The following is an 18,965-nucleotide window of genomic DNA, read 5'->3' as shown; positions in this document are numbered from 1 at the left end:
ATTTAATACAGAATATTATTATCCGTGTCATATTTCATTCCGGGATAATTGAGCAAACGCCGCATCAATCCCATTTGTCCACATAGGTAATCCTGACGTCCGATACACATTCCTATAAAGTTGAGCTTATCTTCTTTAATAAAAGGGATATTCATATTAATAGGAAACATTTCGGATAGTTGCTCATCAGTAGCTTCTAAAAGCTTCTGATAGGCTTTTGGGGAAACAGCATGAAAGCTGTCTTTCAATTCTTTCAGAGAAGGATAAGAAAAGCTTTCATCTAGTGCTTTTCCCATAAAAAATAAATCCTGATACGGATCTTCTGTTACTTCTCCCAGTATATGAGCAATAGCATAGCGAACGTTTACATAGTTTCCGGCCATCCAGATGATATGATTGGTTCGTCCGTCAATTCTTTTCAGTGCATCTTCTTCTGTAATTCCGTCCAGTACATTCAGAAAGGTCTGGGTATGCATCCTGTACGCAGGAATGATGACTTCTAATTTTAATGATTTTGGTGCATTCATTTGTAATTGTTTTAAGTCGGTTTAAACTATCTCATTTCTTTATCAAAATTAAGAGTGAATAATATAATATGGACTTGCCATAGGGCAAGAAATATAAAAGAGTTTTATCTATTTTAGCTCATACTACTGGTTTTTGTGTACAGCACTAATTTGCTAAAAAAATAATAGCATGAACAAAATGTCCATGCCAATAATATTTTAAGATTCTTTTTTATGAGAAACCAGTTCTTTCCGAATTCTGCTAAGAGAAGTATCTGTTACACCAAGATAGGAAGCAATTTGCTTTAGAGGAGCAAATCTGACTACACCTGGCTTTTGTTCCATCAGATTCAGATAACGTTTGGTTGCGGATAATGTAATCATATCCAGAGAACGCTGTTTCATGGAAAAAACCTGATAACTGAACCAAAGACGTCCCCACTCACTAAATCCGGGAATGGTATGATAAATATGCTGAAAATCGTCAAATTCTATTTTCAGCAGTGTACAATCCGTTACTGTCTGAAGATTTTCCTGAGAAGGAGTTCTCTGAAAAAGCGAAGCCGGAACAATAACAATATCTCCTTCTGTAAAAAACTCAGTTGTGATTTCGTTGTTATCATAATCGTATACAAAAGCACGTACCAGTCCTTTTTCCAATAAATAATATTCGTTGGCAGTTTCTCCTTCATGCAGAAATATTTTTCCTTTTTCTGTTTCTGTTACCTTATGCTTCTCCGCAATCAGAATTATATCTTCATCGGACAGCATAAAGTGCTGATATATTTCTTTATAAATCGGATTCATAATTTTCTTCCAGTTTTTGGTTAAAGATAATATTATTTCCGAACGGATCAGTGACTGTAAAAGATAATGCTCCGTAAAATGTTTCTGCCAATCCGGGTTTATTATATTTATAGTTTTTCGCAGAGAGTTCTTTATGAAAATCCTCTATTCCGCTACACCAGATAAATATATTGGTTCCGGGAGTACCATCACCATGATGTTCACTAAGGTGGAATTTAATATTGGCTCTCTGTATTTCCATATAAATAGGAAAATTATCTTCAAATGTATGTTCCCACAGAATATCAAACCCCAACCAATCTACATAAAACTCTTTTGCCTTCTGATAGTCAAACATTCTTAAAACAGGAATAACGGCTTCAGCTTTCATAACAAAAATATTTTTAGAATAATGATAATTGTATAGCTTTTGGAGTATCTGGCTTCTTAGCGTCTCCCATTGTAGACTTTCCACCATATTGCCACGACACACTTCTTTCTTCTTCTATGACCTGTTGAATGTCAAAATTGGGTGTAAAGTTCTTTTCAGCATCCAGTACAATCTGATGCAATTTATTAATTGATTTCAGCTTATCAGAATTTCCCAGTTTAGATTTTTCTATTCCTTTCTGGAGGATCTGAATACTTTCATCATAGATTTTTATAGGAACAGGAAACGGATGTCCATCTTTTCCGCCGTGTGCAAACGAAAAACGGGCAGGATCTTTGAAACGCGAGGGAGCGCCATGAATAACTTCACTAACCAGCGCCAGCGATTGCATGGTACGGGGACCTACTCCTTCCAACATAAGAAGATCTTCAAAGTTTTGAGGCTGTTGCTCTCTGGTAACATAGAGTAATGCTCCCAATCGTTTAAGATCTATATCTGTAGCTCTTACATCATGATGTGCAGGTAGAATCAACGTGGCAAAGTCCTGCATAATCTTTGCTGAATCAGTATGAGAAATATCGAGAATTCCTTTTCTGTTATCTGAGGCTTCTGTAGCTGTAAGATTTAGAATCGTTCCTTTAGAAATTCCATTTATCCCGGTATGTGGTTCTTCTATAAAAGAGGTAAGATTTTCCGATAACCAATGATAGCGCCTTGCTGTACCATCAGCATCGTTTAAACCTTGCTGAATTACACACCAATTGCCACTATCCGTGACAACAAAATTATGTTGGTATAACTGGTAACCATCTTGAATAGCTGTATTATCTACTTTTGCAGACAATTTACTGGCTTTTACCAATTCTGTTCCGTTTAGTCCGGTTTTATCTGCGATCTGAAGCAGCTCCTGTGGAGTATCTCTGGAATATTTTCCTTTTCCTCCACATATATAAAGTCCTAAACTTTGGGAATTCGGATTAATAGCTCTTTTTAAAGAACCCATTACAGAAGTTGTAATACCTGAAGAATGCCAATCCATTCCTAATACAGCTCCAAAACTTTGAAACCAGAAAGGATCGGACAGCCGTCTTACGACTTCTTCTTTCCCATAATCTGCCAATATAACCTCTACTATAGAAAGTCCAAGAGCAGACATCCGCTCGTATAACCAAGCGGGAACCTTTCCGTAGTGTAATGGTAAGTCTGCAGTTCCTGAACGTTTCATACATCTAAGATAAAAAAAACGACTCCGAAAAAGAATTGCGAAGTCGTTTTTTTATGATTTTTTGTTCTTAAATTATTTTAAAGCAGCAAGAGCAGCATCATAGTTTGGCTCCTGAGCAATTTCGGGAACCTGCTCTGTATAAACAACATTTCCGTTCTCATCCGCCACTACAACTGCACGGCTTAATAATCCTTTTAGTGGAGAATCTGCTAAAGTAACTCCATAATCGTCACCAAAGTGTCCTCTGAAGTCAGATAATGTATCTACATTATCTAATCCTTCTGCTGCACAGAATCTACCTAATGCAAAAGGTAAATCTTTAGAAACGTTTACCACAACTGTATTATCCAAGTTAGAAGCTTCCTGATTGAATTTTCTTGCAGAAGCTGCACAAACTCCGGTATCAATGCTTGGGAAGATATTCAGTACAACTTTTTTCCCGTTGTAATCTGCCAAAGTCTTTTCAGACAAATCAGCATTTACCAATGTAAAGTCTTTTAATTGTTCTCCAATATTCGGAAGATTTCCTACTGTAGAAATCGCATTTCCTTTTAGTGTAATGTTTGCCATTATTTCGTCTTTTTAATTATTAGATAAAAATACAGAATTCTTCTAAATTTCTACTGATAGTTCATTTTAAATTTATCATAAATTTCAGTACAAGAAAAGCACACAAAAAAACACACCACAGAAATAACAATATCTATATCTTAATGCATAAGCTTGTATTTTGGAAGCTTGATATGCCAGACATTATATTTAATACTGAATTTCAATTGCATATGGAATATTTTACATTATTTTATCTAGCTTTTATTTGAAAGCATTATATATATAAATGTTTCTAAACTAAAATATTCAGTTTATGTCTTTCTATCAAAAAATTTCAGTCATTGGTTCCAAGTATATAGGGTTACCTAAACTTATGAAATGGGGATTCAATCTTTCTCCTATGTACAGAAGGAGTACAGCAAGAATCACATCTGTGTCTCCTGACTTACTCGATGTACAAATTAAATTACCCATTAGCTATAAAAACCGAAATTATATGGGAACCATATTTGGTGGAAGTATGTTTTCGGCAGTTGATCCTATCCCAATGGTACAACTGATTAATCTATTGGGACACCAGTATGTTGTATGGGACAAATCTGCTCAGATATCTTTCAAACGTCCGGGAAATGTAGATTTATATGCCGAATTTACATACACAAAAGAAGAGCTTGAACAAATAATTGAACAAGTTGAAAGTCAGAACGAAATTGAAATTATAAAGACAACCCAACTAACCAACCAAAGCAAAACGATTGTTTATTGTGAAGTAAAAAAGACTATCTATATCGCAGGAAAGGCCTATTATAAAATGAAAAGGAAGGAAAAAGCCAAACTATAAAATTTAGGCTTTCTTCTCAATCTTCTGAAAGGAAGCGTTTATTCCCTTAATAAGAGATGAGCTAAAGCCCTGATGCTCCATTTCATTAAGACCAACAATAGTACAGCCTTTAGGCGTCGTTACTTTGTCTATTTCGTCTTCCGGATGATTCTGATTCTGTATTAATAATTCAGCAGCTCCTTTTACAGTCTGGTTTACAATCTGAACAGCTGTCTTAGCATCAAACCCAATCTGAATTCCCCCTTGCACCATTGCACGCATAAACCTTAGCACATAAGCAATTCCGCATGCTCCCAAAACAGTTGCTGCTTCCATAAGGTCTTCATTGATCTGTATAACGCTTCCAACATGAGAAAGCAGGCTTTTCACACTTTCCAACTTGTCTTTTTCCTGTCCATTATATACCAAACAAGTTAAAGATTCTCCTACATCCGAAGCTGTATTCGGCATTGCACGCATAGTTGTAACAGCTTTATTTTCGATTGCTTCCTGAATTTGCTGTATGCTAATTCCTGTTGCCATAGAAACAAGGATTTTGTCGGGGGTAAAGTACTGCCTGTATTCTTTTAATACTTCCAGAATATTAAAAGGTTTAAGTGCTACAATAACAATATCTGATTGTGTAATTGCATAAGCATTATCTGAAGTTACTTCAACACCATCTTTTTCCAGAAAAGCAATGGACTTAGTATTTCTTCTCGTAGCTATAATCTGATAATTCTCACCGGACTTTAAAATGCCCTTTATAATGGAAAGTCCAAGGTTTCCCGTCCCTAATACAGCTATCTTCATAGACATTTGGTTTTTAGTTTATTCTTTTATCACAATAAATGTACTTCATTTTTGGCGATTTGTTCTAAAAATCATTCTAAAAACAGTAAATTTGTTACTCTAAAAAATAGATCATAGAGAGGGGCTCTCTTTTTATAACTAAGTTTAAAAAAACAAAAAAGAATGTCAGAAAAATCAAAAATCTACTACACACTAACGGATGAAGCGCCTATGTTGGCTACACACTCGTTTTTACCAATTGTAAAGGCATTTACAAAATCAGCAGATATCGAAATCGCTGTTCCTGATATTTCTTTAGCAGGAAGAATTTTAGCAAATTTCCCGGAATTCTTAAAGGACGATCAAAAGATCGGTGATGCATTGACAGAATTAGGTGAATTAGCAACCAAACCTGATACTAACATCATTAAGTTACCAAATATTTCAGCTTCTGTTCCGCAATTAGATGCAGCTATTGCTGAATTACAAGGAAAAGGTTTTGCTGTTCCGAACTATCCTGCTGAACCGAAAAATGATGAGGAAAAAGCAATTAAGGCTAAATATGCTAAGGTTTTAGGAAGTGCTGTAAACCCAGTGTTAAGAGAAGGAAATTCTGACAGACGTGCTCCAAAAGCAGTTAAGAACTATGCTAAAGCTAACCCTCACAGGATGGGCGACTGGGCTTCTGATAGCAAAACAGATGTTGCTCATATGAACAGTGGAGACTTCTATGGTACTGAAACATCTACTACTATAGAAAACGCTACTAAATTCAGAATCGTATTCAAAGGAAATGATGGTTCTGAAACTGTACTAAAGGACTTCGCACCTCTTCAAGCTGGTGAGGTAATCGATTCTTCTGTAATGAACCTTAATGCATTAAAAGTTTTCGTTCAGCAAGCTATTGAGGAGGCAAAAAACAAAAACGTTCTTCTTTCTGCTCACCTGAAAGCTACCATGATGAAGATTTCAGATCCTATTATCTTTGGAGCTATTGTGGAAACTTTCTTCAAAAATGTATTTACAAAATATGCTGAGACTTTCAAGTCATTAGATATAAATCCTAACAATGGTCTTGCTGATCTTTTTGAGAAAATCAAAGGAAATGCTCAGGAAGCTGATATCAAAGCTGATATTGAAGCAGCTTTAGCTAACGGACCAAGAGTTGCTATGGTAAACTCTGATAAAGGTATTACTAACTTCCACGTTCCTTCTGATATTATTGTCGATGCATCTATGGCTGCTCTTGTAAGAGGTGGTGGTAAGATGTGGAACAAAGAAGGGAAAGAAGAAGATACTGTTGCTATTATCCCGGATCGTTCTTATGCTGGTTTCTATCAGGCTGTAATTGATGATATGAAAGCTCACGGAAAATTAGATCCTACAACTATGGGTTCTGTTCCTAACGTAGGTTTAATGGCTCAGAAAGCTGAAGAATATGGTTCTCATGATAAAACTTTCCAGGTAAAAGCTGACGGAACTGTAGAGGTTCAGGATGAAGCTGGAAGCGTTCTTCTTTCTCAGAAAGTAGAAAAAGATGATATCTTTAGAATGTGTCAGACTAAAGATGCTCCTATCCAGGACTGGGTAAAATTAGCAGTAAACAGATCCAGACTATCTGAAACACCTGCTATTTTCTGGTTAGACAAAGGAAGAGCTCACGATAGAGAAATCATCAAAAAAGTAGAGAAATATCTTAAAGATTATGATACTACAGGCCTTGACATCAGAATTCTTGATGTAATGGATGCAATGACTGAAACTTTAAGAAGAGCGAGAGAAGGGAAAGATACAATTTCTGTTTCCGGAAACGTATTAAGAGATTACCTAACTGACCTTTTCCCAATTCTTGAGCTTGGAACTTCTGCAAAAATGCTTTCTATTGTTCCGTTAATGAATGGTGGTGGTTTATTCGAAACCGGAGCCGGAGGTTCTGCACCTAAGCACGTTGAGCAGTTCTTGGAAGAAGGATACTTAAGATGGGATTCATTAGGTGAATTCCTGGCACTTCAGGCTTCTTTAGAGCATTTAGCACAAACTCAGAACAATTCTAAATCTCAGGTATTAGCAGATGCATTGGATGAAGCTAACGCTAAATTCCTTGCTACTGATAAATCTCCAGCAAGAAAAGTAGGTCAAATTGATAACAGAGGTTCTCACTTCTACCTTGCTATGTATTGGGCTGAAGCATTGGCTAACCAGACTGCAAATGCGGAGATTGCTGCACAATTCAAGCCAATTGCACAAAACATGCAGGAAAATGAGGCTAAGATTAATGAAGAATTAATCGGAGCACAAGGACAACCTCAAAACATCGATGGTTACTACAAAACTGATGAGGTAAAAACTTATGCAGCAATGAGACCAAGTGCTACATTGAATGCTATTATTGACGGAATCTAGTTCCTGATAAATATATAATTTATATAAACCGGATGCTTTTAGTATCCGGTTTTTTATTTCTGTATGTACATCTATTATATTAAATAAAAACTCGTGCTACATATCTGAAAAATCACTAAATTTCTAAGTTAAAATCAAGATCCATTATTAGCATGAAAAACAGAATTATACTTTCAATCTGTCTATCTTTCATTTACAATATAAAAGCACAAAATAAAATTGATCAGGCAATTCAAATACTCGATCAAAAATATGCTCAGGAAAAAGTTTATCTCCTTTTTGATAAAGAGAAATACATCTCCGGAGAAAACATGTGGTTCAAGGCCTTTGTTTTTGATGGTTATAACCGGTCCACAATATCATCTTCTTTGTTTGTTGAACTGTATGACAGCAATAAAAGTATAATTGCTAAAAAGGTATTTCCTATCAATAATGGTGAGGGTAACGGCAGCATTAATCTTTCTGAAAAATTAAAAGAAGATGTTTATTTCGTTAGAGCCTATACTACATGGATGGCTAATTTTGGTGAAGAGTTCCAGCTCGTACAGCCTATTCCGGTATACAATCCAGCTTCTCCTCAAAAGCTGGTTATTAATAACGACTCTAAATGGACGGCTAAAGCTTATCCTGAAGGTGGTACCTTTATAGAAAACCTGCCTACCAAATTTGCTGTAAGGCTTCAAACCGAAGGTACTCCCCCATCAGAATGGCATGGTTATGTAACGGACAAAGACAACCCCTCTGAAAAAATTACCAGTTTCAAAGGTTTAGACCAAAATATAGGAGTATTTAGTATTACACCCAAAAAAGGAAAAACATACCAAGTTGTTGTCGAAGATAACAACGGTGTAAAGCAAAACATAGATTTACCTGTAGCAAAAGATACTGGTGTACATATACAAATAGCCAATACAGCAAAAGGTATCCAGTATACACTGAAAAGCAATAATCTTCCCGGATTGAAGGATTATAAAGTTATTGGTACTGTCAGTAATTTACTGGCCTATAAAGCCAATATCAGCGTCAATAATAAAGAAGCATCAAGTACCATCCCATCTTCTATTAGTAATAAGATGAATGGTATACTACAACTGGCTGTATTTGATGAAAAAGAGAACCTTGTTGCTCAAAGATTATGTTTCATAGATCCTTCGCAGCTACATGTAACTCAACCTGCTGTTTCATATTCACAAGCCGATAAAACAGCCCGTGCTTACAATACAATTGAAGTTCCGCCTCAGGAAAATTATTCCAATTACACAGTGGTTGTCCGTGATGATGCTAAAAATACTGAGAAAAATAACATTTTAAGTGCCTTATGGCTTACTGGTGATTTTTCTTCAAAAATAAATGCACCAGCGCAGTATTTTACAAAAAATGCAAACACAGAAGCTCTGGACGGTATACTGATTTCTGAAAAATGGAATCGCTTTGACTGGAATGCTGTAATGGCAGGAAAAACACCTGATATAAAGTATAACCCTGAGCCTTATTTTTCCTATAGAGGAAAATTGACAGTCAACAGCAGACCTCTTCCAAATACTTCTGCAAACCTAATATTCAAAACGCTTGATAACACAGTGATTAATGAAGTACAGACTGATGATGGAGGCTATTTCATGTTACACAATATAAATACCGATGAACCAATAAAGGTTACCTATTTTCTAAATACTTTAAACAAAGCAGCTAGTAATCCACCCAATCTTAGAATAGCTTTTGAGCCAACTGTCGATTTTGTTACTTACAGAAGTTCATTACCGGCTACACAATACCATCTGGAAGACCGTCAGACTACAAATGATACTCCTGCACCGGAAATAGCTCGTGCAATAGCTAACAAAAAGAATCAGAAGTTGATACATGACAATGAAATTCTGATCAAAGAAGTACAGCTAAAGGCAAAAAAGAGGGATGAGAAGAGAATACTTAATGACAAATTGAGTAGTGGGATGTTCAGAAGTATGAATGAACAGGTATTCGATCTTGTCAATGAAAATCAGGATGCACAAAGCTCTCAAAATATATTACAATGGTTACAAGGCAGAGTTGCCGGATTAACTTTCCAAATGGATTCCAGTGGAAATTACGTACCATATATAAGAGGGGGACAGGCTAAATTATATATGGATGAAGTTCCTATGGATGCCAGCATGATTAATAGCACCCCTGTAAGTAATATTGCCATGGTAAAAGTGATTAAAGGCTCCGGTCTTCTTGGAAATGCCGTTGCTATATATACCCGAAGAGGAGACACCCAGCCTGCTACTCCGGCCGTAAAAGATCCTTTTATGGATAATACCGCAACTATTTTAGGTTATGATAAAGTAGCAGAGTTTTATAACCCTGATTATAGTAAAGAAGCCTATAAGACTATTCCAAGCGATACACGTGATGTATTGTACTGGAATCCCGATTTAAAAGCTCAGGATAAAGCTCCTTCCGCAATACAGTTTTATAATAATGATACCCCGACGAACTATCAGGTTATTATTATAGGTTTTGATAAGGATGATAAACCTTTGTACTATAATGGTAAAATGCAATAATAAATAAAATACCCGAAGAGATATTCTTCGGGTATTTTATTTTGGTATAAATTGACTGATTTTTTATTTTAAAAAGTCTATTATATTTTCTAATGGCCTGCCAATAACGGCTTTATTATCTTTTATAACAATGGGTCTTTGGATTAGTGTCGGATTATCTACTAAAACATTAATCCAGTCCTCCTCATTTAATTCCTGACCTGCATATTTTTCTTTAAACAGTGCATCACTCTTTCTTACCAGATCTTCAGCTTTTATTCCAAGCTTTTGCAGTACTGATACTACCTCTTCTTTACTCAGCGGATTCTGAATAATATTAATAAGTTCAAAGTCTATTTTCTGTTCTTCCAGATACTGTAATGCTTCTCTGGATTTAGAGCATCTGCTGTTATGTAAGATTTGTATTCCCATTGTCTGGTTAATTTTTAGAAAAGGCCATTCAGGTTACTATCAATACTATCTAAGATAAAACCAAAGTCTTCTGGTTTTTCTACAAAATCAATATCATTAACGTCTATGATAAGCAATTTTCCTTCATCATAACCCTTAATCCATTTTTCGTATTTGTCATTCAGTTTCGAAAGATAATCAATGCTGATTCCTGCTTCATAATCTCTTCCTCTTTTTGCAATCTGAGCCACTAATTTAGAAATGTCGGCTCTCAGATAGATCAATAAATCCGGAGCTGATACGAAAGTTTTCATCAGATTGAATACCGATTTATAGTTATTGAAATCTCGTTCAGTTAAAAGCCCCATATCATTAAGGTTTTCAGCAAATATATGAGCATCTTCATAGATGGTTCTGTCCTGAATAACATTTTTACCACTTTCACGAATCTCTTTAATTTGCTTAAAGCGACTTCCTAAAAAGTAGATCTGAAGGTTAAACGCCCATTTAGCCATGTCGTGGTAGAAATCATCCAGATACGGATTGTGATCTACATCTTCAAACTGCGCTTCCCATCCGTAATGTTTAGCCAACATCGTTGTGAGCGTAGTTTTTCCAGCCCCTATATTTCCTGTTACCGCAATGTGCATATCTTATTTTTTTCGAGGTGTAAAGATAAAGCTTGTTTAGCTCGATTGCAAACCCATTTTCAAAACAATCCCTAATGTCAGGAATTCCATTGTATAAGATCTGTACTTACAGCTTATTACTTTTTTCCAGTAATACTTCTCCCCAGGCGTTAAGCTGCCATAATACTTTTACCAAATCTTCACCAAGAGGTGTCAGAGAATACTCTACACGTGGAGGCAATTCCGGATAAGAAACTTTCGTTAGCAGACCTATTGACTCCATTTCTTTAAGCTGTTGGTTCAATACACGTCTATCTACTTTACCAATCCCCTTGATAAATTCGCTGGGACGCTTTTTACCCTCATTAATCTGCCAGACGATAGGAATTTTCCATTTACCACTTATGGCATTTACCGCAAATTCCAACGGACATATTTTTTCTTCTATCGCTCTTTCCTTTGTATTCATAAAAGTGACTTTTTTACCCCATAGGGACAAATTTATGCGTTATTGCCTATCTCCAAATAGTTATAAATCTTTGCAAAATTAAATAAAATCATATGGATATTTTAGCAAAAAACATTGCCCAGCTTAACGAAACATTAGCATCTCAGGTTCCGGTAGAAATACTGCAGGCTTTTCAAAGATCTATTTTGGATCTGGAGGAGAAACAAACAGGTAGCAAAAGCATTAATACAGGAGAAAAATTTCCGGATTTTCAGCTTACTAACTATGATGGTAAAATATTCGGTTTACAAGACTTATTGAAAGGCAAGCTTGTTATTGCATTTTTAAGGGGTAGCTGGTGCCCTTACTGCAACCTGGAAATGCAGGCACTACAAAATGAACTTCATCAGTTTGAAACAAAAGGAGCTAATCTGGTTATCATCACCCCACAGCTCGCGAATATTAGTTCAGAATGGCAGCAAAAGCAAAAGACCAGTTTCCAAATCTTGTCTGATAAGGATAATCTGCTCGCTAAAAAACTAGGAATTGATTTTGAATTACAGGATTTTGTAATCCCTCATTATAAAGCTATGGGAATTGACTTACTACAAATCAATCAGACAGATCAGTATGCACTACCTATCCCAGCAGTCTACGTCTTAAACGTTAATGCTGTTGTAATTTACAAATCTTTAAATCCTGATTACATGAAACGTGTTAATATCGAGGAATTATTAGATCAGCTTTAGAATGACCAATACTCTTGAATCCGAAATGGGTTGGTTATGGGCAGAAAAAATTAAAGTAAGCTTTCGCTTACTTTAATTTTACTTCGTATATCTTTGGCCAGTTCTTACCTGTTACCAGCATATTATCTCCTTTAAAGGCTATACCATTCAGTACATCATCAGCCCCCTTTGTATGCAGTTTAACATAATTAGAGAAATCATATCTTCCAACTACTTCTCCTGTTGCCGGATCTATTTTTAGTACCACAGGTTGTTGCCATACATTGGCATAAATAAATCCTTTGTAGTATTCCAGTTCATTAATTTGCCCATATGCCATTTCTGAACCGGCTACACCTATTTTTCTGACAACTTTAGACGGGTCATTCACATCCAGGAAATAGATATTAGAAGAACCATCTGATGCAATCAGATTTTTACCATCATAAGTTAGTCCCCAGCCTTCTGTCATTTCTGTAGGATACTGAAATTGTCCTATTTGCTGCAGATTGGCTTTATTATAAATGAATCCAATTTTATTTTTCCAGTCTAACTGAAAGACTTTATCTCCAGCTATTGTACTTCCTTCAGAAAATATTTTTTCAACCAATTGAGTTCCGGGAGCTGGGTTAGGTTTTGCTTCAGCAATTGGCTGAGTTTGTCCCAGTGTATATTTAATCAGTCTGGACTGATCGAACTGCCCATCCGATTCATAAACCGTATTTCCGTCCAACTGGAATCCTTGTACAAAATTTTTAGGATCATGTGGATATTCAGCAACCTGCTCATATGTAAGATTTTGCTCCGGTTTGGAAGCAAAAACATTAATTGTAGCATCCTGATTGATAACCTTACCATCTTTCATTTTGATGTTGAATGTCACATCATTCTCTCCTAATGTGAAAAACTTTGGATCGATAGTTAATGTATTGCTTTCTTTGTCTCCGAAACTAATACTAATACTTTCTGCATTTCCGGTAACATCCGAAGGTAAAGCTATCTTATCTCCGAAATGATAGCCTTTATCCTGCATTGTAGCATTATATTCCTGAATGCTTTTTATAACTGTTTTTTCCTTATTACAAGAAGCTAAAAGTGTAAGAGCCATAAGCCCTATAACTATATTTTTTTTCATTTACCTATTTTTATTTTCAGGGCTATTATCCCCCTTTTATAATTGAGTCAAAAGTACAAAATTTTATCCCGAAAAATCATCAAGCATATCCATTGTTGGCACAAAAAACAAACTTCCGGTTTTGGCTGTACTAAAATCTAATATCCTGTCATAATTCCCTACAGGATCTCCAATAAACATACTTTTAAGCATTTTTTGTACTGTACTGAATGTACTGGCATAAGCGATAAAATAAGTTCCGGTTTCACTACTCGTGCGAAAAGGCATATTATCTCTTACTACTTTAAAATCGTCTCCGACATTAGATACAGCACTGTGCGAATTAACGGGCTTTACATCATCTGTCATTTCAATATCACTAGCCTTATAGCGTCCAATTACTTTTTCCTGCTCTGGTACAGGTAAAGAGTTCCATGCTGTCATATCATGGATATACTTCTGTACAAAAAGATAACTTCCGCCTTCATACTCTTCATCTTCCTCTCCTACTTTTGCAAAGAAATCGCGGTCTGCACCCTGCGGATTTTCGGTTCCATCTACAAATCCTATTATAGATCTTCCATCCCAGTATCTAAAACCATGTACTTCTTCTATACAATCTGCTACAGGAGATAATACATCAGAAATCGCTGTTGCCATATCAAAACAAATACTAAACTGATCTGCCCTGATGTGGAAATGTAAATCTCCCGGAGTAGTAACTGCAGTATGTTTTTCTCCTTTTACCTCCTTAAAAACCCCAAGTTCCTTGGGAAGAGGCTCCTGAAGTTCTAGTTTTTTCCACGCATTATAGCCTATTCCCATAACACAGCTAACCCGTACATTTGGAAAACGCACTGCTGCTGAATTATTAAGATTGGCAACCAGTGCACACACTCTCTGAAAAGCTTCTTTAATATTATCTGTATTTTTAAAAGTCCATACTGTAAAAACAGTATTAGCATTAGGATTATCTGTTACTTTTTGTGATTGTACAGCCATATTTATTTCAAAAAATTATTATTATTTTAAAGTTTCTATATCCTGACCAAACTGCAGAATATAACCGTTGTTGTCATAAATTGCAAATTCCCGCATCTGCCACGGAAAGTCTTCTATGTTATAGCATACTTCTGCTTTATCCTTCAGTTGCTCCCAAAGAAGATTTACATCCTGAATATTAAAATAAAATGACCCGGAAAACATTGAGCTTTTAAAAGGAATTTGCTCATTGGGTTTAGAAAACATAATCTCAACATTTTCTTTTTTCAGCAATGCCCACTGCCATTCTTCATCTTTTCTCAGACACTGAAAACCTAGGTTTGTTGTATAGAATTCAATTGTTTCATCTAATTCCGTTGTCCATAAATTGGGGGTAAGCGTATTAAACCTGATCTCCATTATTTTCTAAAAAATTTTTAAGTGATTTACCCAGAATTTCATTCCAGCCGACACGGTAATTTTCTTTTGCAAAATCTGCACCGGCATCGGAAAAGCTATCCAGTCCTGTATGTGTTAAAGTCAGTATTGTTCCGTTATCTGCTTCCTGCAGTTCCCATAATAATTCCGAAGAACCTTTGCTGTGATCCGGATGTGTCCATGTATGCTTTAGGAACCGATTTGGTTCAAAGCCCAAAATCTGGCAGCGGTGAAGGTACTTCCTATTATCTCCCGGTTCAAAAAAATCGAATACGGCACCCTCTTTAAGAATAAAGTTAGGAATATCAAAATACCAGATTTTCATTTCATCTTTGTCTGTAATAGCCCTCCAGACTTTTTCTACTGGCACATTATATGTTTCGGTAACAATAACTGGCATAGCACATATTTTCCAATAAAGCTAAACATTATTTCAGTCATTTTTATTGTATTTATGAAAGTTTATGAATTTTCATGAGCTATCTCATGAAAAAAGGTGAGCAAGCTCACCTTTTAATTTTATTGATTTTAAAGTTCCTCCCCAGAAGATATTTCTTCCGGCTTTATGTAACGGAACATTTTCCATAGCTTTATTTTCAGAGCTATCCAACCCAATGCACCATATACTACTAAAAGAATGATCAGATGTTGCAAATATGGGAATGTAAGCTCAACAGAACCTTTCTGTATCAGTAATATTTTGAAGGCCTGTAAAAATGGTGTCAGCGGAATAATATTCGCTAAAAACTGTACCGCAGCCGGCATTGCACTGAGTGGCCACGTAAAACCACTGATAATAAAGGATGGTGATGCCAATACCATTAAAATTTGTGTAGCCTTCAGGGCATCCGGAATCAGAATACTGATAAATACCCCCAGGAACGATGCTGATCCCACAAAAAATGCAGTGAGCAGTATAAAGTTGAAAATACCTTCCGGCATAGGCACTTTAAAGATCATATGCATAAGGTAGTAAATACCTACAATAAGAATCGAGAAAAACCATATTGGGATTACCTTTATTAGCATTATAGGAAAGGCCCACCGGCGCATTCCATAATATTCTTTAATAAATGATCCCCTCTGGAATTCCGCAGCAAAACTTACGGCCATTGCCAAGAGGATTACCTGCTGTAATACTACCGCCAGCATCGCCGGCCACATAAAGATAAGGTAGTTACTTGTTGTATTGAACAGGGTAATATAATTCGTTTTAAAAGGCTCGTATTGGGTAGCAGCTTTAACGGCTGGCATTCCCATTTTCTGAAGTCCTTTCATGGAAGCTCCCGCAGAGAAAGTACCAATAGTAAGCTGTAGTGCTTTGGAGGCGAAATTAGCTGTTAGAACGTTCCCTGTATTTACATAAACATTCAGCTCAGGATATTTTTTCTGCAGCATGTCCGCTTCAAACTTTGCAGGAATCATTACGACTGCAGCAGCTTCATTCTTTATAACTTCATCCTTTATACTTTGCGGTTCCTGTATATATTTAATTATTTTTATGCTGCTGTTATCATCCAGCATATCCGTCAACTGATTAGACAAAGGTGTATTGTCTCTGTCTACTACCAATACCGGAATATTCTCTACTTTTCCGCTTTGATAAACAAAACCTAATAGGACAGCATACAGAATCGGAGCCAGAAAGAATACTGACCTCAGGGTATCGTTGGCTACGAAAAGCTTAAATTCTCGCTTTAAAAGACGCAGAAATTCTTTCATAGGCCTTGTTATTTCAATATAATATTTGCATTCACCAGGATATTCTGAGCTTTCTTCATATCCTTTGGTTTTACTTTAATTTCATAGATAGCATCCTGAAGCTGATAGTCGGGATAAGCGGTTGTAATATCCGCATAACGGGTAAGCTGCTTGATGTAAACAATTGTTCCTTCCAATTCTTCTTTGTTATAGACAACCTGCATTTTCACCTCCTCTCCTTTCTTATATTTAGCTATTTTACTTTCCGGAATTGTAAAACGGAAATAAGTACTTGAAGGAATATAACCATTGAACAATGCAAAACCTGCTGTTGCCAATTCTCCCGGATTAAGGCTGATGGTTTCCACTTCCATATCGTTGGTTGCAATAACATAACGCTCGGAATAAGCTACATTTGCTTCCTGCAATACTCCCTGAGCCTGAGAAGCCTGCCCTGAAGCCATTTCTATTTTCTCGTAACGGGTTCCTCTTTTTACATCATCTAGTTCTGCATTTACCGCATCAAACTGAGCTTTGGCACCTTGTAATTTTGCATAAACCTCATCATAAGCCTGTGGAGACATCAAGCTGTCTCTGTACATATTGGAAGCTCTTCTGAAGGACTTCTGGGCAAAATCATACTGTTCTTTCAGTCCTTTATATTTAGCCTGAAGCTGCTTCATCTGGTCTGCAGTAGCTCCGTTTTTTGCCATTTGCTCTTGTGCCTGTGCTGCACTTACAGCACCTTTCGCCTGTGCAATTTTAGCTGTAACCTCTGGAATATCCAGTAGTGCCAGTGTATCGCCTTTTTTTACCATCTGGCCTTCACTTACAAATATTTTCACGATTCTTCCGGTAACTTTAGGTGCAAAAGAAATAACATCTTTTTTGGTTTTCCCTTCAAATTCGGACTTATCTCCTTTATCGCTTCCGCAACTTCCGAGAACAAATAAACTGAAAAGAGGTATGTAGATATTTTTTTTCATAATGTTCGTTTTATAAACCTTGATAAAGCTTGGTTACATCTAGTTCCTGAGTAGATTTCATCAGCTCGATCGCTGCTCTTCTCTGATTAAATATTGCGTTCTGATAATCCAACTCTGCGGCTTCCAGATCATTTTCTGCTTCTATTAGCTGTGTAGATTTTGCCATTCCGTAACGAAACTCTTTTTCAGCCTGAACCAATGCATTCTGTGCTAATTCTTTCTGCTTCTTTTTCAGAGCAATCTGTGCATAGGCAATATCGTAATTAGACTGATTATTGGCCAGATTGAGTGTCAGTTTTCTGGTGGCGTCATATTTCTGGGTCTGCAGAATTTCTTTATTTACTTTAGCCAGTTCTTCCGCATGCTTTCCTTCGTTACCGTCAAATATTTCCCATTTGAAACCTACACCCGCTGTAAGCAATGGAAATACAGCCAGGTTATTGGGTCTCCAATCCAGTTTTCTTCCCGGATAATTAAGCTCCGGAATTGCCGGGATAATATTTTCCGAAGTTTTAATCCTATTGTTATAAAGACCAATATAGTATAAAGAAGCCATAAGCTGAACTTTAGGAATCCACCATGTTCTTTCTGCTTTTATTTTATAGTCCGCAGCATTAATTCCGTGGTCCAGAGCTCTGATCTCGGCTCTCTCATCGATACTTTTTTGTAATGGCAGACTTTCTACCGGAACCAGTACAGGATTTATCAGACGTAGTCTTTCTTTTTCCACTCCGGTTAATACTTCTAACTGAGTCAGCAGAAGTTCTTTTTTTCCTTCATACTCTACAACTTTTGCATCCAGAGTTGCTTGTGCCAGTTCAATCTTCTTATGATCATATGGTGTTATAAGTCCGTAACCCAAAGCTTTATCAGCAGTTTTTCTGTTGGCATCCAGTCTTCTTTTACTCTCGTCCAGAACAATTTTGGACTGATGAATTAATGCCAGCTGATCGTAAGCACGTGAAACCGTTGTGATGACCTCATCACGTGTTTTCTCCAATAAGATATCTTCTGATTTTTTCTTTTCTTCTAATGCCTTATTTAGGTATTTTACTTTTCCGCCGGAATACAATAACATTTTGGCATCTGCTTTCGCAATTCCGGAAAATCCTGAAATATTAAGATTGTTACTGTACTGTCCGCTTGGAATAGTAAGAAAAGGTTCCAGATTTATTTCCGGAGAACTCAGACGGGTTGTCGCATTGAGATAACCCGCCTGTCCACTAATTTCCAGTGTAGGCAGAAAGATATCTTTAAGTTTATGCTGATCAAGTTCTGTGACCTTATTTTTAGTCTTTTGCATCATTAAATCTGCATCGCGTACAATAGCACTTTCCAGCAATTCTTTGAAGTCGGGAGCCGATTGTCCCCATCCCAAAACAGGGAGTAAAAACAAGCTTATCCCATACAGTGATAATCTGTTCCTCATCATTCTATTTTTCACAAAAATAATACAAAAAAAATGGAAAAAAGAGAAATTTTAATCCTCTTTTTTCCATTAAAAGTTAGTTTAGCTGTCAAATCCC

The 18,965-nt window shown here is 36.4% G+C and carries 20 protein-coding genes; 4 read left to right on the top strand and 16 right to left on the bottom strand.

Translation table 11 applies throughout. The features are described from left to right. Positions 1-2 precede the first annotated feature (2 nt). The 5 genes from C8J95_RS09815 to tpx all read right to left on the bottom strand — a co-directional run bounded on the left by C8J95_RS09815 (position 3) and on the right by tpx (position 3,478). Positions 3-527 (bottom strand): DinB family protein, encoded by a 525-nt coding sequence (locus tag C8J95_RS09815; protein WP_107808181.1) that lies wholly within the window; start codon positions 525-527, stop codon positions 3-5. 198 nt (positions 528-725) lie between these two features. After that, entirely contained in the window at positions 726-1,313 is a 588-nt protein-coding gene (locus C8J95_RS09810) for a Crp/Fnr family transcriptional regulator (RefSeq protein WP_107808180.1), read from the bottom strand. Continuing rightward, positions 1,297-1,683 carry a glyoxalase superfamily protein gene (locus C8J95_RS09805; protein WP_107808179.1) on the bottom strand — a complete coding sequence of 129 codons (387 nt, stop codon included), beginning with the start codon at positions 1,681-1,683 and terminating at the stop codon, positions 1,297-1,299. The genes C8J95_RS09810 and C8J95_RS09805 overlap by 17 nt, the downstream gene beginning before the upstream one ends. Before the next feature lie 13 nt (positions 1,684-1,696). Beyond that, the gene (locus C8J95_RS09800) at positions 1,697-2,908 is read right to left on the bottom strand and encodes a DUF763 domain-containing protein (RefSeq protein ID WP_107808178.1); all 1,212 of its coding nucleotides are present in this window, start codon (positions 2,906-2,908) and stop codon (positions 1,697-1,699) included. A gap of 72 nt (positions 2,909-2,980) precedes the next feature. Further along, on the bottom strand, positions 2,981-3,478 hold the full coding sequence (tpx, locus tag C8J95_RS09795; RefSeq protein WP_059322426.1) for a thiol peroxidase: 498 nt from the start codon (positions 3,476-3,478) through the stop codon (positions 2,981-2,983). A gap of 295 nt (positions 3,479-3,773) precedes the next feature. On the opposite strand from tpx, the gene C8J95_RS09790 reads away from it, so the two are divergent. Next, positions 3,774-4,301 carry a DUF4442 domain-containing protein gene (locus C8J95_RS09790; protein WP_107808177.1) on the top strand — a complete coding sequence of 176 codons (528 nt, stop codon included), beginning with the start codon at positions 3,774-3,776 and terminating at the stop codon, positions 4,299-4,301. A gap of 3 nt (positions 4,302-4,304) precedes the next feature. Here the strand turns inward: C8J95_RS09790 and proC are convergent, their stop codons facing one another. Then, positions 4,305-5,093, bottom strand: a complete 789-nt coding sequence (gene proC, locus C8J95_RS09785) for a pyrroline-5-carboxylate reductase (RefSeq protein ID WP_107808176.1) — start codon at positions 5,091-5,093, stop codon at positions 4,305-4,307. Positions 5,094-5,255: 162 nt separating this feature from the next. Between proC and C8J95_RS09780 the strand changes: the two genes are divergently transcribed. Together C8J95_RS09780 and C8J95_RS09775 are read left to right on the top strand one after the other, a co-directional pair. Beyond that, positions 5,256-7,475 carry an NADP-dependent isocitrate dehydrogenase gene (locus tag C8J95_RS09780; protein WP_107808175.1) on the top strand — a complete coding sequence of 740 codons (2,220 nt, stop codon included), beginning with the start codon at positions 5,256-5,258 and terminating at the stop codon, positions 7,473-7,475. Between the two features lie 152 nt (positions 7,476-7,627). Next, complete coding sequence (locus tag C8J95_RS09775; protein WP_107808174.1) at positions 7,628-10,024, top strand: hypothetical protein; 2,397 nt, start codon at positions 7,628-7,630, stop codon at positions 10,022-10,024. A gap of 63 nt (positions 10,025-10,087) precedes the next feature. Here the strand turns inward: C8J95_RS09775 and arsC are convergent, their stop codons facing one another. The 3 genes from arsC to C8J95_RS09760 form a co-directional block, all read right to left on the bottom strand. Further along, positions 10,088-10,435 carry an arsenate reductase (glutaredoxin) gene (gene arsC, locus C8J95_RS09770; RefSeq protein WP_107808173.1) on the bottom strand — a complete coding sequence of 116 codons (348 nt, stop codon included), beginning with the start codon at positions 10,433-10,435 and terminating at the stop codon, positions 10,088-10,090. Between the two features lie 14 nt (positions 10,436-10,449). Then, complete coding sequence (locus C8J95_RS09765) at positions 10,450-11,064, bottom strand: deoxynucleoside kinase (RefSeq protein WP_009090550.1); 615 nt, start codon at positions 11,062-11,064, stop codon at positions 10,450-10,452. A gap of 106 nt (positions 11,065-11,170) precedes the next feature. After that, positions 11,171-11,512: a helix-turn-helix domain-containing protein gene (locus C8J95_RS09760; protein ID WP_059322432.1), complete on the bottom strand. Its 342-nt coding sequence runs from the start codon at positions 11,510-11,512 to the stop codon at positions 11,171-11,173. Between the two features lie 92 nt (positions 11,513-11,604). On the opposite strand from C8J95_RS09760, the gene C8J95_RS09755 reads away from it, so the two are divergent. Further along, positions 11,605-12,240, top strand: coding sequence for a peroxiredoxin family protein (locus C8J95_RS09755; protein WP_107808172.1), 636 nt, complete (start codon positions 11,605-11,607; stop codon positions 12,238-12,240). A gap of 67 nt (positions 12,241-12,307) precedes the next feature. Here the strand turns inward: C8J95_RS09755 and C8J95_RS09750 are convergent, their stop codons facing one another. From C8J95_RS09750 to C8J95_RS09720, 7 genes are all read right to left on the bottom strand, one after another. Next, complete coding sequence (locus tag C8J95_RS09750; RefSeq protein ID WP_107808171.1) at positions 12,308-13,354, bottom strand: glutaminyl-peptide cyclotransferase; 1,047 nt, start codon at positions 13,352-13,354, stop codon at positions 12,308-12,310. 63 nt (positions 13,355-13,417) lie between these two features. Further along, complete coding sequence (locus C8J95_RS09745; protein WP_107808170.1) at positions 13,418-14,335, bottom strand: Dyp-type peroxidase; 918 nt, start codon at positions 14,333-14,335, stop codon at positions 13,418-13,420. Between the two features lie 21 nt (positions 14,336-14,356). After that, on the bottom strand, positions 14,357-14,734 hold the full coding sequence (locus tag C8J95_RS09740; RefSeq protein ID WP_107808169.1) for a VOC family protein: 378 nt from the start codon (positions 14,732-14,734) through the stop codon (positions 14,357-14,359). Beyond that, entirely contained in the window at positions 14,718-15,152 is a 435-nt protein-coding gene (locus C8J95_RS09735) for an SRPBCC domain-containing protein (protein WP_059322437.1), read from the bottom strand. Before C8J95_RS09735 ends, C8J95_RS09740 begins: the two co-directional genes overlap by 17 nt. A 128-nt stretch (positions 15,153-15,280) precedes the next feature. Then, complete coding sequence (locus C8J95_RS09730; RefSeq protein ID WP_107808168.1) at positions 15,281-16,474, bottom strand: ABC transporter permease; 1,194 nt, start codon at positions 16,472-16,474, stop codon at positions 15,281-15,283. 8 nt (positions 16,475-16,482) lie between these two features. Continuing rightward, the gene (locus tag C8J95_RS09725; RefSeq protein WP_107808167.1) at positions 16,483-17,439 is read right to left on the bottom strand and encodes an HlyD family secretion protein; all 957 of its coding nucleotides are present in this window, start codon (positions 17,437-17,439) and stop codon (positions 16,483-16,485) included. Positions 17,440-17,449: 10 nt separating this feature from the next. Next, positions 17,450-18,868: a TolC family protein gene (locus tag C8J95_RS09720; protein WP_107808166.1), complete on the bottom strand. Its 1,419-nt coding sequence runs from the start codon at positions 18,866-18,868 to the stop codon at positions 17,450-17,452. Between the last annotated feature and the right edge of the window lie 97 nt (positions 18,869-18,965).

This window comes from Elizabethkingia sp. YR214 (genome assembly GCF_003058195.1).
Taxonomy (GTDB): Bacteria; Bacteroidota; Bacteroidia; order Flavobacteriales; family Weeksellaceae; genus Elizabethkingia.
Note: the sequence above shows the minus strand (reverse complement) of the source record. Positions and strands in the feature narration are given on the sequence as shown.